Origin of the sequence: Micromonospora sp. DT201 (genome assembly GCF_049841575.1) — a bacterium.
Lineage (GTDB): Bacteria > Actinomycetota > Actinomycetes > Mycobacteriales > Micromonosporaceae > Micromonospora.
The window spans coordinates 42,432-57,054 of record NZ_JBNCKP010000016.1; the positions used below are offsets into that span (position 1 = coordinate 42,432).

General features: G+C 71.5%; 14 protein-coding genes. 6 read left to right on the plus strand and 8 right to left on the minus strand.

Translation table 11 applies throughout. The features are described from left to right. Together hrpB and ACLQ28_RS23585 are read right to left on the minus strand one after the other, a co-directional pair. Positions 1-2,517 (minus strand): ATP-dependent helicase HrpB, encoded by a 2,517-nt coding sequence (gene hrpB, locus ACLQ28_RS23580; protein ID WP_425688564.1) that lies wholly within the window; start codon positions 2,515-2,517, stop codon positions 1-3. Positions 2,518-2,688: 171 nt separating this feature from the next. Then, entirely contained in the window at positions 2,689-3,513 is an 825-nt protein-coding gene (locus ACLQ28_RS23585) for a SigB/SigF/SigG family RNA polymerase sigma factor (protein ID WP_425688447.1), read from the minus strand. 375 nt (positions 3,514-3,888) lie between these two features. Between ACLQ28_RS23585 and ACLQ28_RS23590 the strand changes: the two genes are divergently transcribed. Beyond that, on the plus strand, positions 3,889-4,644 hold the full coding sequence (locus ACLQ28_RS23590) for a hypothetical protein (RefSeq protein ID WP_425688448.1): 756 nt from the start codon (positions 3,889-3,891) through the stop codon (positions 4,642-4,644). Here the strand turns inward: ACLQ28_RS23590 and ACLQ28_RS23595 are convergent. From ACLQ28_RS23595 to ACLQ28_RS23605, 3 genes are all read right to left on the minus strand, one after another. Continuing rightward, entirely contained in the window at positions 4,593-6,182 is a 1,590-nt protein-coding gene (locus ACLQ28_RS23595; protein WP_425688565.1) for a phospholipase D family protein, read from the minus strand. The genes ACLQ28_RS23590 and ACLQ28_RS23595 overlap by 52 nt on opposite strands. Positions 6,183-6,510: 328 nt before the next feature. Continuing rightward, a complete protein-coding gene (locus tag ACLQ28_RS23600) occupies positions 6,511-7,497 on the minus strand; it encodes a pirin family protein (protein WP_425688449.1) in 987 nt (328 codons plus the stop codon). Between the two features lie 11 nt (positions 7,498-7,508). Further along, the gene (locus ACLQ28_RS23605) at positions 7,509-7,991 is read right to left on the minus strand and encodes a MarR family winged helix-turn-helix transcriptional regulator (protein ID WP_425688450.1); all 483 of its coding nucleotides are present in this window, start codon (positions 7,989-7,991) and stop codon (positions 7,509-7,511) included. Between the two features lie 156 nt (positions 7,992-8,147). Here ACLQ28_RS23605 and ACLQ28_RS23610 point away from each other — a divergent pair, with 156 nt between their 5' ends. Beyond that, the gene (locus ACLQ28_RS23610) at positions 8,148-8,681 is read left to right on the plus strand and encodes a GNAT family N-acetyltransferase (protein WP_425688451.1); all 534 of its coding nucleotides are present in this window, start codon (positions 8,148-8,150) and stop codon (positions 8,679-8,681) included. 135 nt (positions 8,682-8,816) lie between these two features. On the opposite strand, the gene ACLQ28_RS23615 is transcribed toward ACLQ28_RS23610, so the two are convergent. Continuing rightward, positions 8,817-9,305, minus strand: a complete 489-nt coding sequence (locus tag ACLQ28_RS23615; protein ID WP_425688452.1) for an FBP domain-containing protein — start codon at positions 9,303-9,305, stop codon at positions 8,817-8,819. 74 nt (positions 9,306-9,379) lie between these two features. On the opposite strand from ACLQ28_RS23615, the gene ACLQ28_RS23620 reads away from it, so the two are divergent. After that, positions 9,380-9,934: a TetR/AcrR family transcriptional regulator gene (locus ACLQ28_RS23620; protein WP_425688453.1), complete on the plus strand. Its 555-nt coding sequence runs from the start codon at positions 9,380-9,382 to the stop codon at positions 9,932-9,934. 33 nt (positions 9,935-9,967) lie between these two features. Further along, a complete protein-coding gene (locus ACLQ28_RS23625) occupies positions 9,968-10,555 on the plus strand; it encodes a DUF1684 domain-containing protein (RefSeq protein ID WP_425688454.1) in 588 nt (195 codons plus the stop codon). A 52-nt stretch (positions 10,556-10,607) separates the two neighbouring features. Here ACLQ28_RS23625 and ACLQ28_RS23630 read toward each other — a convergent pair whose 3' ends face one another. Beyond that, positions 10,608-11,195, minus strand: a complete 588-nt coding sequence (locus tag ACLQ28_RS23630; RefSeq protein WP_425688455.1) for a general stress protein — start codon at positions 11,193-11,195, stop codon at positions 10,608-10,610. Between the two features lie 122 nt (positions 11,196-11,317). Between ACLQ28_RS23630 and ACLQ28_RS23635 the strand changes: the two genes are divergently transcribed. Then, positions 11,318-13,150, plus strand: a complete 1,833-nt coding sequence (locus tag ACLQ28_RS23635; RefSeq protein ID WP_425688456.1) for a glycoside hydrolase family 15 protein — start codon at positions 11,318-11,320, stop codon at positions 13,148-13,150. Positions 13,151-13,325: 175 nt separating this feature from the next. Here ACLQ28_RS23635 and ACLQ28_RS23640 read toward each other — a convergent pair whose 3' ends face one another. Continuing rightward, a complete protein-coding gene (locus tag ACLQ28_RS23640; protein ID WP_425688457.1) occupies positions 13,326-13,541 on the minus strand; it encodes a DUF3072 domain-containing protein in 216 nt (71 codons plus the stop codon). An 88-nt stretch (positions 13,542-13,629) separates the two neighbouring features. Here ACLQ28_RS23640 and ACLQ28_RS23645 point away from each other — a divergent pair, with 88 nt between their 5' ends. After that, entirely contained in the window at positions 13,630-14,589 is a 960-nt protein-coding gene (locus tag ACLQ28_RS23645; RefSeq protein ID WP_425688458.1) for an NAD(P)/FAD-dependent oxidoreductase, read from the plus strand. The last annotated feature ends 34 nt before the right edge of the window (positions 14,590-14,623 follow it).

Genomic DNA, 14,623 nt, shown 5'->3' on the forward strand with positions numbered 1-14,623 from the left:
TCAGCGTCGGCGTGGCGTGGCGTGCCGGGTGGGCGTCGCCGTTCCCGGGTCTTCCGGCCACGGGTGCCGGGGATAGCGACCGCGCAACTCGGCGCGCACCTGCGGATAGCCGGTACGCCAGAACGACGCCAGGTCAGCGGTGACCGCCACCGGCCGGCCCGCGGGGGAGAGCAGGTGCAGCAGCACCGGTGCCCGCCCGTCGCCGACGCGTGGGGCGGCCGACCAGCCGAATGTCTCCTGAAGCTTCACCGCGAGCACCGGCGCGGCCGGGTCGGTGTAGTCCACCCGGACCCGAGAACCACTCGGCACCTCGATCCGCTCCGGGGCCAGCTCGTCCAGGCGGGCGGCCTGCGCCCAGGGCAGCAGCCGGCGCAGCGCCGACGTGACGTCCACCCTCGCCAGGTCGGCCCGGCGCCGGCCAGCGGCCAACTCCGGACCCAGCCAGGTCGGTGCGGCGTCGAACAACGCCTCGTCGCTCACATCCGGCCACGGAGCGCCCAGGTGGTGCCGAAGGAACGCGAGCCGCTCGCGCAGCGCCCGCGCCGCCGGTGTCCAGGTCAGCAGCCCCAGCCCTTCCTGGCGAAGACCCGTCAGCAACGCCGCCGCCACCTCCGCCCGGTCCGGCCGGTCCAGCCGCCGCTGGAGCAGCTCGATCGCGCCCAGCCGGGTCACCTCCCGCGCCACCACGTCACCGTCGGACCAGCCGACCTCGCGGTTCGTGCGGAGCAGCGGGCCGGCCGCCTCCCGGGCCGTCGCCTCGTCCACCGGCGACGCGCGGCGGATCCGGGCCGACGGCGTCCCGGGGGTGCGGTCCGCGACGGCCACCGCCAGCCAGTCGGACCCGGCCAGCCCCGACCCGGCCGCCAACTCCGCGGCGGTCCCGCCGGTCATCAGGTACGCCGATCCGCCGGGCCGCCGCACCCGGGCCAACCGTTCCGGGTACGCCAGACCGACGAGCAGCCCGGCGGCGAGATCGTCGGTCAGTGCGCCCGAGCCGGCTCGTTGCGAGGCGTCGACGGGTAGCGCGCCGCGCAGCCGGCGTACCTCGGTGCGCCAACGGGCGGTCGCGCCCGCGTCGACGCCGGCGCGCAGCCGACGCCAGCCGGCGACCAGGTCGTCGCCCGGGCCGGCCGCGCTCTCCTCGGCGAGCAGGGCGACCACCTCGGCGGCCCGGTCGGCGCCGACCCGGCCGGCACCGTCGAGCAGCGCTCGGGCCAGCCGTGGGTGCGCGCCGGCGGCGGCGATCGCCCGACCCCGCGCGGTGATCCGACCCTCGGCGTCGACCGCGCCCAGGGTTCGCAGGGTGTCCCGGGCCACCGTCATCGCGGCGGCCGGTGGCGCGTCGGGCAGGGCGAGCCCGACACCGTCCGGCCGGCCCCAGGCGGCCAACTCCAGCGCGAAGCCGGTCAGATCGGCGGTGGCGATCTCCGGCTCGGCCCGGGCGGGTAGCCGCTCATGGGTCGCCGCCGACCAGCAGCGATAGACGTACCCCGGGGCCTCCCGGCCGGCCCGGCCGGCCCGCTGGGTGGCGGCAGCTCGAGAGACCGGCACGGTGACGAGCGCACCCAGCCCGCGAGCCAGATCGATGCGGGGCACCCGGGACAGTCCGGCGTCCACCACTACCCGCACGCCCGGGACGGTCAGGCTGGTCTCGGCCAGCGCGGTGGCCAGCACGACCCGGCGACGATCAGCGGGACGCAGGGCCGCGTCCTGCTCGGTGCCGCGTTGACGGCCGTGCAGTGGCAGCAGCGCCACGGTGTCCCGCAGGTCGGCCAGCCGCCCGGTGACCGCCGCGATCTCGCCGGCCCCGGGCAGAAAGACCAGCACGTCGCCGTCGCGCTCGCGCAGCGCCCGCCGGACGGTGGCGGCCACATGGTCGAGCAGTGCCCGGTCCACCGGCCCGGCCCCGGGCGGCGCGATCGGGCGTGCCGGCGGTGCCCAGATCCGCTCAACCGGATGCAGCGCCGAGTCGGCCCGTACCACCGGGGCCGGGACGGACCCGCCGAGCAGCGCGGCGAACCGGTCGGTGTCCGGGGTTGCCGACATCGCCAGCAGCCACAGGTCCGGCCGGAGGGTGGCCCGGGCCTCCACGGTGAAGGCCAGCGCGAGGTCGGCGTCGAGTTGACGTTCGTGGCACTCGTCGAGCAGCACGGCGCCGGTGCCGGGCAGCTCCGGGTCGTGGTGCAGCCGCCGGACCAGCAGGCCGGTGGTGACCACCTCCACCCGCGTTGCTGGGCCGACCCGGCGCTCGCCGCGGACCGCGTAGCCGACGCGCTCGCCGACGCGCTCGCCGAGCAGCTCGGCCATCCGCCGTGCGGCGGCGCGAGCCGCCACCCGGCGTGGCTGGGCGATCACCACCCGACCGGTCACCCGGTCGGCCACGGCCAACGGGGCGAGGGTGGTCTTGCCGGTGCCCGGCGGGGCGACCAGGACGCCGGCCCCGGCCGCGTCGAGTGCCGCGACCAGCGTCGGCAACACCGGGCGTACCGGCAGGTCCAGGGTTACGTCGGAGAGCACGGCCCAGTCTCGCACCGGCGCGGGCGCCTCAGCGGTGCCGGACCTCGCCGATGCGAGGCGAGCAGCCGCGCAGCTGATTTGGGGCCTCTTGCGCACGGTGTCACACGTGCGGGACAACGCGGGCACGGAGAAGGGCCGGGTCGACAGACCCGGCCCTTCTCCACGAACTACTTAGTACGTGCCGTCGAGCTGGCCGCGCAGCTTGGTCAGCGCCCGGGTCAGCAGCCGCGAGACGTGCATCTGCGAGACACCGATCTGGTCGGCGATCTGCGACTGGGTCAGGTTGCCGTAGAAGCGCAGCGTGAGGATCTTCTGCTCGCGCTCGTCGAGGGTGGCCAGCGCCGGGCCGAGGGCGACCCGCAGCTCAGCCAACTCGAATTCGGTGTCCTCGCCGCCGAGCATGTCGCCCAGCTCGGTAGCGCGCTCGCCGTCACCGGTCGGGGTGGACAGCGACACCGCGTTGTACGCGCGGGCGCCCTCCAGGCCCTCCAGCACCTCTTCCTCGGTGAGCTTGAGGTGGGCGGCGATGTCGGCGACCGTCGGCGAGCGGCCGAGGGTCTGCAGGAGTGAGCTGTTGGCGTCGGAGATGGCCAGCCGCAGCTCCTGGAGTCGACGGGGCACCCGAATGTCCCAGGTGCGGTCGCGGAAGTGCCGCTTGATCTCGCCGATGATGGTGGGGATCGCGTACCCGGCGAAGTCGACGCCGCGGGACGGGTCGAACTTGTCGATGGCCTTGATCAGGCCGACCGCGGCGGTCTGGGCCAGGTCGTCGGTCGGCTCGCCGCGCCCGCTGTAGCGGTGGGCCAGGTGGTTGGCCAGCGGCAGCCAGGCCTCGATCGCCCGGTCCCGCAGCGCGGGGCGCGACGGGTGGTTGGCGGGCAGCGCCGCCATGGCGTTGAGCAGGTCTGCGGCGCTGTCGGTGAGAGCGCGCGGGTCAAGCTTGGTGGTGGCCTTGGCAGCGGTGCTCCGCTGCTCGCTGATCGTTGGCGCGGTCATGGGTGGTCCTCCCTGCACCTCGTCCGCGGACAAAAAGGCGTGACGCTTTGGTTTAACTTCAATGGGCCGTTCGGGACTCACCTTAACCTGATCGTCTCGCAGAAATCTAGCCGAAAGGCTGATGTACTTAAGGTGTGTTAACCCACAAAAGGTGCAAATGGGGCGGGAGTTCGGAGGGTCGTGATGACCATTACCCGGTTTCCGGCCAGTCCCTGCCACCGGTCAGTCAGTCGGCTCGCCCGGTCAGTCCCCTCGACTCAGGCCGAGCGGTCAAGATGAAACCCGACATCTGGGCAGTTGTGTCGCCTATCCGTCGTTGTCCCGCTGGCGGGACCGGCCGTAGCGTCGCGTGTACACACCCGGTTCGGAGGCACCGTGCTCGATCCAGCCGCTCCCCAGCTCGTCATAAACAGCCGCACGCTCTACTTCAGCTGGCTCCCGGCAGACCCGGACGCGGTCACCGCACTGGTTCCGGCCGGGCTGTGCCCTCGCCCGGACCGGCAGGTGTTCATCAACCAGTACATCGTCGAGGACGAGACACAGACCTCCGGCTTCGGCGCGTATACGCTCACCTATCTCGGCATTTCGCTGCTGGGCGTCGATGCGCCCGGAGGGCTCAACCCAGGCGGCTGGTGGACCACCTACGTGGCCTCCAGCCGGCGAGTCCGTGAGTACGCTGCCGCTCGCGGTGCCCCGGTGCTCACCGGCCGGACCCAGATCGAGGTGAGTGGCGAGGAGCTGCTCTCCGAGACGGAGGTCGACGGAGCGCCGTTGATCCGGGCACGGTGTCGAGTGGGGGAGACCGGCCACGTGATCAGCAGCGGCCACCACCGCTACTTCACGCGCCGCGACGGCCAACTCCTCAGCTCGGTCTACCCGTTCGTCGCCGAGCCGGTCGCCCCGTTCGAGATCGAGTCGGTGGAGTTCCTCCAGCCGGGGCATCCGACGTACGCGCTCCGCCCGGCCAACCCGCTGACCATCGGCTTCGGCTACTACTCGCCGCGCTCCTCGTTCGCCTACCCCGGAGGGCTGAGCGTGTACCCGGTCCCCGGCGCGGCAGCGGAGTCGACCCGGCCACTTCACCAGGTGCCGGCCAGCCTCGCTCGCAGCGGCCTGCCGTCCGGGTCGTAGACCAGCCGGTACACCGGCAACGCCCAGGCTCGGGTATACCACGGCAGCCGCTCGGGGCGGTGCGGGCGCAGCCGGCCGGGCGGACGTTCGCCCACCTGGCCGTCGTCGTACCACTGTTGCAGCGCCTCGGCGGCGGCCGTGACAGCCGCTACGGCGTCCGCCGGGTCGAGCAGATCGGCGTCGTCCGCGCCGTCCGGGTCACGGTCCAGGTGCTCGCGCCAGAGCCGCAGCCGCAGGTCCCGGGCGAAGGCTCGCGCACCGTCGCCCTGACCGGCGGGGTCGGTGGGCTCCCGCTGGTCGCGGGTCTCGTCGAGCACCGCGCAGGACAACTCGCTGTCGTGCGTCCAGGATCGGCGGTTGAAGTTGTCGCTGCCCACGCTGGCCCAGATGTCGTCGACCACGCACACCTTCGCGTGCACGTAGACCGGGTCGCCGGCGTGGTTCTCCACGTCGAACACGTGCACTCGGTCCGGGGCAGCCCGCTCGCACAGCGACAGCGCCTGCTCGCGCCCGACCATGTTCGGCGGCAGCGCCAGCCTGCCGTCCACGTCGGGGTGCCGGGGCACGACGGCGATCAGGTGCAACTCCGGGTTGTCCCGCAGCGCGTGCGCGAACAGGTCCGCCACCTCGGCCGACCAGAGGTACTGGTCCTCCAGGTAGATGAGCCGGCGGGCGCGGTGTACCGCCTTGGTGTAACCCCGGGCCACGGTCCGCTCGCCGTCGGGCGCGAACGAGTACCGCGGGCGGACGGCGGGGTAGGTGCGCAGCACCTGGATCTGATGCGGACCACACGGAGGCGGATCGGCCGGTTGCTCGGGCAGTGGGTCGGGGCGCAGGTCCTCGCCGCGCAACCGATCCCGCAGGTATGCCATCGGGTTCTCCGAATCCAGTGGCATCGGGTCGGTCCAGCGTTCCCGGAACAGGGTGTCCAACGCGCCGACCACCGGGCCGCGCACCGCGAGCTGCACGTCGTGCCAGGGTGGGGTGGACCCGTACCGGGGGGACATCTGCACCGGCTGCGGGTCCCCGTGGTGAGCGGCGTCGTCGCGGCGGCTGTGGCACAGGTCGATCCCGCCGGCGAACGCGACGTCCCGTTCGGGTGCGCCCGGGTGCCGCAGCACCACGAGTTTCTGATGGTGCGAGCCACCGCGCCGGACCCGCTGGTCGAGCAGCACCTCGCCGCCGGCCGCTGAGATCGTCTCGCTGAGGTCGCGGTTCTCCGCCTCGCTGTAGGCCAGCGCGTCGAGGTGCGAGCGCCAGATCAGTCCCTTGACCACCACGCCGCGTTGGGCGGCCTGGGCGAAGAGCTGGGCCACGGTGGGGCCGTCCGGGCGCAGCCGCTGGTCCGGGTCACCCCGCCAGTCGGTGAAGAACAGGTGGTCACCGGGGCCCAGGGCCTCCACCTCGTCGACCAGCCGGTCGAAGTACGCGGCACCGTGAATCAACGGCTCGGCGAGGTTTCCCGTGGTCCACACGGGTAACCCAGAGACCGGGTTGGCGCGTTCCTGGGCAGTGAGGAACCAGTCCTGCGACGGCAACGTCCAGCCCTCCTGGAGGTCGGCAACGTCCTCACGGTAGGACCCCCGACGCGGGTCCGCATGCCAGCCCGGGCAGACCGGTGACCTGGCCGACACCAACGGATGCGACGCGACAACAGCCGAGGAGGCCACACTATGCCCCGCGACACGACGAATCCCGTGACCGAGTATCGCGAGCCGGCGGTGGAGAGCGAACGGGGTGCGCTGGTAGCGGTGTTGGTGATGGTGATTCTGGGAGTCGCCGGGATCTTCGCGGTCTCCTGAGGCGGCGTCGGCGCCCCCGGAACGACCCGGAGGCGCCGACGCCGATCTCAGCGGTTGTGCGTGCTCAGGGCCGGGTGCCCTGGCCGCCGGTGTGCGGCAGACGCTCGGTGGGGATCACGCCGAGCCGACCGGCCTGAAAGTCCTCGAACGCCTGGATCAACTCGTCGCGGGTGTTCATCACGAATGGGCCGTACTGTGCCACGGGCTCCCGGATCGGCTTGCCGCCCATGATGTAGAGGTCCAGCGCCGGGGTGAGGCTGTCCTGCCCGGTGTCGGCGCTGAAGCGCAACGCGTCGCCTGGACCGTGCACTGCGAGCTGGCCGGTGCGGACCGGTCGCCGGTCGATGCCGACCGTGCCGCGACCGCCGAGCACGTACACCAGGGCGTTGAAATCGGGCTGCCAGGGCAGGTCGACCTGTGCTCCCGGCTGCACGGTGACGTGCGTGATGGTGATCGGGGTGAAGGTCGAACCCGGGCCGCGGTGCCCGGCGATCTCACCGGCGATGACCCGGATGAGCGCGCCGCCGTCGGGCGTGCTGAGAAGCGCCGACTCGCCACCCCGGATGTCCTGGTAGCGGGGCGGGTTCATCTTGGCCGAGCGGGGCAGGTTGACCCAGAGTTGGGTGCCGTGGAAGAGCCCGCCGCTCACCACTAGGTGCTCCGGCGGCGCCTCGATGTGCAGCAGGCCGCTGCCCGCCGTCATCCACTGCGTGTCGCCGTCGGTGATGGTGCCGCCACCGCCGTTCGAGTCCTGGTGGTCGAAGACGCCGTCGATGATGTACGTGACGGTCTCGAAGCCCCGGTGCGGATGCCACGGGGTTCCTTTCGGCTCGCCCGGCGCATAATCCACCTCGCCCATCTGGTCGAGGTGGATGAACGGGTCCAGGTCGGCGGTCGACACCCCGGCGAAGGCGCGACGGACCGGGAAGCCCTCACCCTCGAAGCCGGTCGGCGCGGTGGTCACCGTGCGGACCTTGCGGAACTTGGTCGTCTCGTCGAGTCGGGGCAGGCGCGGCAGGACAACGACGTTGTCGACGGTGATCGCGGGCATCGGGGGGCTCCTTAACGTGTGGCGTGGGTGGACGACGTGACCTGGGCCGCCCGCAGGCGGTGACCAAGCCGGTCGAAGACCCGGGTGAGGCAGGCGACCTCGGCGTCGTCGAGGTCGTCCATCAGGTGGGCACGCACCGACGCCAGGTGGTGGGGTGCGGCTTCGGACAGGGCGAGCAGCCCGGCGGCGGTGAGCACCGCCTCGCTGCCGCGCCGGTCGTCCGGGCAGGGCTCCTTGCTGACCAGGCCGCGGCGCTGCATGGAGGAGATCTGGTACGTCAGGCGGCTGGGCGAGAAGATGAGCCGGTTGGCCAGCTCGCCCATCCGCAGCCGTTGCCCCGGTGCCTCGGAGAGCAGGACCAGCACGTGGTAGTCGGCGAAGCTGAGCTCGCTGTCGGCGCGCAGGTCCTCTTCGAGCTGGGTGTAGAGACGCTGGCTGGCCTCGATGTAGGCGCGCCAGGCTGCCTCTCGGGTGCTGTCCAGGCTCTCGGTCATGTCCACGACCGTAGCACTCTTTCAAAATTTAACTAATGCCGCTGGGGGTTGCCTGCATCACTTCCGCACCAACGTAGGGCCAATTCGTGCAACTTTGAAGAAGCGCGGCGTCAATTCAGAGGCGAGTGACGATGCGATGTGTCAGACTCCGGCCTCGTGGAACATGTGGAACTCACCGCCGCCGACCTGTTGCTGCGTCCCTGGCGGGACGAGGACGCCCCAGCGGTGCGCGACGCGCTACTCGATCCGGCCATTGCCCAGTGGAACCCGCAGGGTGGCGGCCCGATCGACGACGAGGTCGCGCTGCTCTGGGTCCGCCGCCGGGCCGACTGGTCCGCTGGCAGCCACGCCTCCATGGCGGTGACCTCGGCGGCCGACGGCAAACTGCTGGGCTCGGTGTCGCTGCACCGTATCCACGACAGCGACGCCTCCATCGGCTACTGGACGCTGCCTGCGGCGCGTGGGCGCGGGGTAGCGGTACGCGCCGTCGTCCGGCTCACCGACTGGGCGTTCACCGACCTGCGGCTGCACCGGGTCGAGTTGTGTCACGCGGTGGCCAATCCGGCCTCCTGCGTGGTCGCCGACCGGGCCGGTTATCCCGCCGAGGGGACGCTGCGCGAGTCGTACCAGTACGGCGACGGCCGCCGCTACGACGAACACCTGCACGCCCGCCTCGCCACCGACCGTTAGCCGGGTTGGGAACACGTTTCGGCGCGCCTGTAGAGCTGCCCCAGATATGGGGCTGTGCACGGTGTGCCCCAGATATGGGGCAGCTCTACAGGTTGCGAGTGGTGCGGTTCCAGCCGCGCCGGTCGCCTCGAACCGTCACTCGGCGACCTTGCGCAGGAACGCCGCGAGAGCGGCGTTGACGCGGTCGATCCGCTCCGGCTGGGGCAGCGGCTCGGGCATCGGGGGCCCGGCGTGCTTCTTCCCCCGCACGTAGAGCGAGCAGGCCAGGTCGGAGCACATGTACGTGCCGACCGAGTCGCCCTGTCGGCCACCCGGGCCGGCCTTGCGGGCGGTCATCAACGAGACGCCGTCGCTGAGGTGCGTGGTCAGGCAGAGCGAGCACATGCTGCGCCGTACGCGCCCGACCTGGTGGGCCGCGGCCCGCAGCACCACTCCGACGAGCCTGCCGTCGGATTCGGTGACCAGGTAGGCCCGCTGCGGCGCCGCCGGGTCCCGCCAGCCGAGGAAGTCGAGGTCGTCCCAGGGGCGCAGCTCGAGATCGTTCGGTACGGCCATCCGCTTCGCCTCACCTTGCGTGCAGTTGACGAAGGACTTCCGGATGGCGGATTCGGTAACGGGCAACATAGGTAGTAGCCTAGCCCTCCTAGGCAAACGATTATTACGGCTAGGTGGGGGTACGCTGCGTGGTACGTGCCGGGGTGACCGTCGAGCGCCTGACGCTGGCCGCAGCCGAGATGGCCGACGAGGTGGGCCTGGAGAACGTCACCGTCGCCGCGCTCGCGCGCCACTTCGGTGTGAAGGACGCGAGCCTGTACTTCCACCTCAAGAACGCACACGACCTGCGGGTCAGGATCGCTCTGCTGGCACTGGCGGAGCTGGCCGACCGGGTCGCCGCCGCGCTCGCCGGCCGGGCAGGCAAGGACGCGCTGGTGGCGTTCGCCAACGCGTACCGGGACTACGCGAGGCAGCACCCGGGCCGGTACGCCGCCATGCAGATCGACCTCGACCCGGAGACGGCCGCCGCGAGCGCGGGCGTCCGGCACGCCGAGATGACCCGGGCGATCCTGCGCGGCTACCGGCTCGCCGAGCCCGACCAGACCGACGCGGTACGGATGATGCACAGCACGTTCCACGGCTTCGTCAGCCTGGAGAAGACCGGCGGCTTCCGCCACACCCCGCGCGCCACGGACGACTCGTGGACCCGCACCCTGGACGCCCTCGACGCCGTCCTGGCCAACTGGCCGCCACGCTGAGATGCGACACCACCACGGCATAGGCTCGGTGGCGTGGATGATCTGGAGCTGGCCGACTGGCGGGAGAGAGTGGCCCGGCTGTACCTGTCCGACGTCGACCTGACCGGGTTCCGCGCGGGGCGCGACGAACTCTTCGCCACCCACCCGCAGAGCCCGATCCCGGCGGCGGACCGAGCCGACTTTCCCGGGGTCCGCTACTTCCCCGCCAACCCCGACGCCGTGGTCGAGGCGCCACTGCGGGCGGCCAGCGGCGAGCTGCGCGTCGACACGGGCGGCCCGGACGGCGTGGTCGCGTACCGACGGGTCGCGGTGGCCGAGACGCCGTGGGGGCCCTTGACCCTCTGGTGGATCGAGGCGTACGGAGGTGGGCTGTTCGTGCCGCTGCGCGACGGCACCTGCGGGCAGGACACCTACGGGGGAGGTCGGTACCTCACCGACACCGTGAAGGGCACCTTCGGTCGGGGCGTCGAGCTGCTGCCCGGCGACCGGGTCCGGCTGGACGCCAACTACCTCTACAACCCGAGCTGCGCGTACGACGACCGCTGGGCCTGCCCACTGGCACCACCAGAGAACCGGGTCGATGTGCCGCTGCGGGCCGGCGAGATGGCGTACCACGACTGAACGGCCGCCCGCCCCGAGTGTTGCCGGGACGGGCGGCCGGTCGGTCGTTTACTCAGGCTGCGTTCGCGGCCGGGTTGGGCATCCGCATCCGAGCCAGCAGCTGTCGGGCCTGGTCGGCGAGCTGCGCGTCGACGGTCACCGCGTACTGGCCGGCGCGCAATGAGCTGGCCGAGGTGAAGTCGCGCTGCCCGCCCGTCATCGCGTGTGCGACCGCGCCGAAAACGGCACCCCAGATCGCGCCGATGACCAGCCCGACCAGGATCACGGCCAGCCAGTTGCCGACGGTGAAGATGCCGAACAGCAGGCCGATGAAGAGACCGAACCAGGCGCCGGTGCCGGCGCCGAGCAGGCCGGCTCGACCGGTGGTCATTCGCCCGAGCACCGTTTCCACCAGGGTGAGGTTGGTGCCGACGATGGCGCTGTGTTCCACCGGGAAGCGGTTGTCGGCCAGATAGTCGACAACCCCCTGAGCGGACGGATAGTCCGGATACGAACCGATCGTCACGGTAGGCGGGCCGGACTCCGGCCCGTGGCCGTCACCGGACGGCGTCGACAGGCGGCCGGCCGGCCCGGTTGGAAGCTGGTCGCCACCTGGTGTGCCGGGCTGCCACGCGGCGATCGGCCCCGAAGCTGACGTCATGAGCATCCTCCCTCGTCAGCTTCCCGGGTTCCCGCGCACGCCGACCGGTAACGCGAGCCAGCACGCTGAGTGCCGTCCCTCTCTGGGGGGAATGCGTTCTGGCGACTCGGGTAGGTAGTCAGGTGGAGAGCGGACAGATCAGCGACTACGGGTTCCTCGCCGATGGCCGCACCTCGGCGTTGGTGGACACCACGGGCTCGGTGAACTGGTGGTGCCCGGGCCGATTCGACGCCCCGTCGGTGTTCGGGCGGCTGCTCGACGACGACGCCGGGCACTGGTCGATCCGACCGGAGGGCGACTACACCGTCGAGCGCTGCTACCTCGACAACACCCTCGTGTTGCGGACCGTCTTCCACACCCCGCAGGGGGAGGTCGCGCTGACCGACGCGCTCGCCTTCGAGCCCGGCTCGCGTGGCCACGACATCGGGATGCGCCCACCGCAGGTGCTGGTCCGGAGCGTGCAGGGGCTCTCCGGTGAGGTGCCGATGCGGGTGCACTACCGGCCGCGCTTCGAGTACGGGCGCACCGTCGCGTACCTGGTCGAGCGGGACGACATGCTGGAGGCCATTGCCGGGGCCGCGCGACTCACGTTCCGCAGCGACGTGCGGTTGACGACCGGCGACGGCGAGGCCGCGGCGACGTTCACCGTCCGCGCCGGCACGACCCACAACTTCGCCCTCGGGTACGCCCCGACCTACGACGCCCCATTGCCCGAGGTGCCGGACGCCGATCAGACCATCGCCGACACCATCGCCGGATGGGAGTCCTGGGCCGACGACCACGAGTACCAGGGCCTCTACGCCGAGCAGGTGCGGCGCAGCGGGCTGGTGGTGCAGGGCATGACATACCGGCCGAGCGGCGCGGTGGTGGCCTCGGTGACCACCTCGCTGCCGGAGAAGCTCGGCGGGGACCGCAACTACGACTACCGCTACGTCTGGGTGCGCGACTTCAGCCACACACTGCGGGCGCTCTGGCGGTCGGCGTGCTATGACGAGGTGCGGCGGCAGTTCGACTGGTTGGGTCGGGCGATGGGCCGGGTCGATGACAAACCGGTGCCCATCATGTACGGGGTGCTGGGGGAGCGGGACCTCACCGAGCATCGCCTGGAGCAGCTCGGCGGTTACCACGACAGCCCGCCGGTGATGATCGGCAATGATGCGTGGCAGCAGCGGCAGATCGACATCTACGGCGCCGCCATGGACGCCGCCTGGCTGATGCGCGACAAGCTGGAGCCATTCGACTCGGACGTCTACCACCTGCTCCGGGTGCTCGCCGACCAGGCCGAGCGGGACTGGAAGCAACCGGACGCGGGGATGTGGGAGGAGCGGGGCGTCCAACACCACCACGTGTCCTCGAAGGTGGAGTGCTGGGTCGCCCTGGACCGGGCGGTCCGCTTCGGCGACCGGCTCGGCGGGCCGCATGACCTGGCCCGCTGGGCGACGGCCCGCGACGAGGTGCGCGCGGAGGTGCTGAAGCGGGGGTGGAACGACCGGCTCCAGTCGTACACCGGGACTTTTGATTCCGATGAGCTGGACGCGTCGGTGCTGGTGATGCCGTTGGTGGGGTTCCTGCGAGCCGACGACCCGCGGATGCGCGCGACGGTCCGCGCGGTGGAGCGGCGGCTGTCGCACAACGGCCTGCTGCGGCGCTGGGACGGCGACCCGGCGGGCTTCGTCATCTGTTCGTTCTGGCTGGTGAGTTGCCTGGCGTTGGGCGGTGAGCGGGAGCGGGCGCATGAGCTGTTCCGCGCACTTGCGGGACGGGTCAACGACCTGGGGCTGTTCGCCGAGCAGATCGACACGTCGACCGGCGAGCAGTTGGGCAACTTCCCCCAGGCGTTCTCACACATCGGCCTGATCAATGCCGCCGGCGTGCTCACCGACGTCGAGCTGGACCCGACGCTGCGCGAATGTGGCATGCCCCCGGCGCACTTCACCCCGACACGTTCCGAATAGCGGACCGTAGCGCTGCGGCCGGTTGCTGGCTAGCCCGCTCTCCGTTCCCGCTCCCCGAGCCCGCGATCTTGCACTTGCTGTCGTCGGTTCGTTTCTTATGTCCTTTTTATCGCGACAGAAAGTGCAAGATCGCGAGGGCGAGGGCGAGGGCGAGGGCGAGGGCGAGGGCGAGGGGTTACTGGCCTCGGCCTGTTTTGGCTTGGAGCTCGTCGATCTGTTTGGAGGCCTCGGCCTTGGTCAGGTCGGGCGGCAGCTCCGCGTGGGCTTCCCGGGCCAGGGTGCTCAGGTAGGACTCCTGAGCCGCGGTAGGCGGCTCGTCACCGGTGACCCACTCGTCCGGGTCCTTGATCGCGGCGCTCTGGTCGGCCTGCTCGTTGCCTCGGTCAGTCATCGTCATCATCCTTTCTTCGAACAGGTGTGCCAGTACCCCGCTTTCCGCTCGTCATGCCTGCCCACTCGCCGCCACCTACGATCACCGAATGAGCGTGGACCGGTCGAATGTGGTGGTGGTCGGGGCGGGCATCGCGGGGGTGGCCTGTGCGGTGGAGCTGACCCGGGCGGGGGTGCCAGTTCAGGTCCGGGAGCGGGGGCATGTCTGCGGTGGCCGGATGGCCAGCAAACGCTTCGAAGGCCGGCCCGCGGACATCGGCGCCGCGTACTTCACCGCCACCGACCCGGACTTCGTCGCCGTGGTCGAGCAGTGGCGCGCCGCCGGCCTGGTCCGCGAATGGACCAACACCTTCCAGTCGTACGACCAGAGCGGGCAGCACGACGTGCCCGGGCCGATGCGCTTCGCCGCCCCGAAAGGGCTGCGCTCGCTGGTCGAGCACCTGGCCGGCGCGGTGCCGGTGACCGTCGACCGGCTGGTGCTCAGCGTGGAACCCGGTCCGGCCGTCGACGGCGAGCCGTGCGCTGCGGTCGCTCTGGCCATGCCCGGCCCACAGGCCGCCCTGCTGCTCGACCCGGCCCTGACCGACGCTACCCAGGTCGTACAGGCGCAGCACTGGTCGCCGTCCCTGGCCGCGGTGCTGCGCTTTCCGACCCGGCGCTGGCCGGACTTCCGGGGTGCGTTCGTCAACGATCATCCGGTCCTGAACCTCGTCTGCGACGACGGCGACCGGCGCGGCGACGGCGCGCCGGTGCTCGTCGCGCACACCGTGCCGGAGTTCGCCGCCCGACACCTGGCCCAGCCCAGCGCTGCCGGCCCGGCGGTCGAGCAGGCCGTACGGGACCTACTGGGGTTGCCCGCGAAGGCCGTCGACGTGCACGTGCATCGTTGGACGTACGCGAAGCCGACCAGTGACAGTGCCGGTCCCACCCACCACCTGGATGCCGACGGCATCGGCCTGGCCGGCGACGTGTTCGGCAAGCCCCGGGTGCAGAGCGCCTGGCGTTCCGGCCGGGACCTGGGCCGCGCTATCGCCGCCCGGCTCGGCTGACCGCCGCTACCGGCATCCGGCGTGGATGTGGATG

What these genes read in the sequence shown, in the direction of transcription:
- ACLQ28_RS23585 (WP_425688447.1), bottom strand. Translation starts at nt 3,513, where the DNA reads ATGACCGCGCCAACGATCAGCGAGCAGCGGAGCACCGCTGCCAAGGCC.
- ACLQ28_RS23600 (WP_425688449.1), bottom strand. Translation starts at nt 7,497, where the DNA reads ATGCCCGCGATCACCGTCGACAACGTCGTTGTCCTGCCGCGCCTGCCC.
- ACLQ28_RS23615 (WP_425688452.1), bottom strand. Translation starts at nt 9,305, where the DNA reads ATGTTGCCCGTTACCGAATCCGCCATCCGGAAGTCCTTCGTCAACTGC.
- ACLQ28_RS23640 (WP_425688457.1), bottom strand. Translation starts at nt 13,541, where the DNA reads ATGACTGACCGAGGCAACGAGCAGGCCGACCAGAGCGCCGCGATCAAG.
- ACLQ28_RS23630 (WP_425688455.1), bottom strand. Translation starts at nt 11,195, where the DNA reads ATGACGTCAGCTTCGGGGCCGATCGCCGCGTGGCAGCCCGGCACACCA.
- ACLQ28_RS23605 (WP_425688450.1), bottom strand. Translation starts at nt 7,991, where the DNA reads ATGACCGAGAGCCTGGACAGCACCCGAGAGGCAGCCTGGCGCGCCTAC.
- ACLQ28_RS23645 (WP_425688458.1), top strand. Translation starts at nt 13,630, where the DNA reads ATGAGCGTGGACCGGTCGAATGTGGTGGTGGTCGGGGCGGGCATCGCG.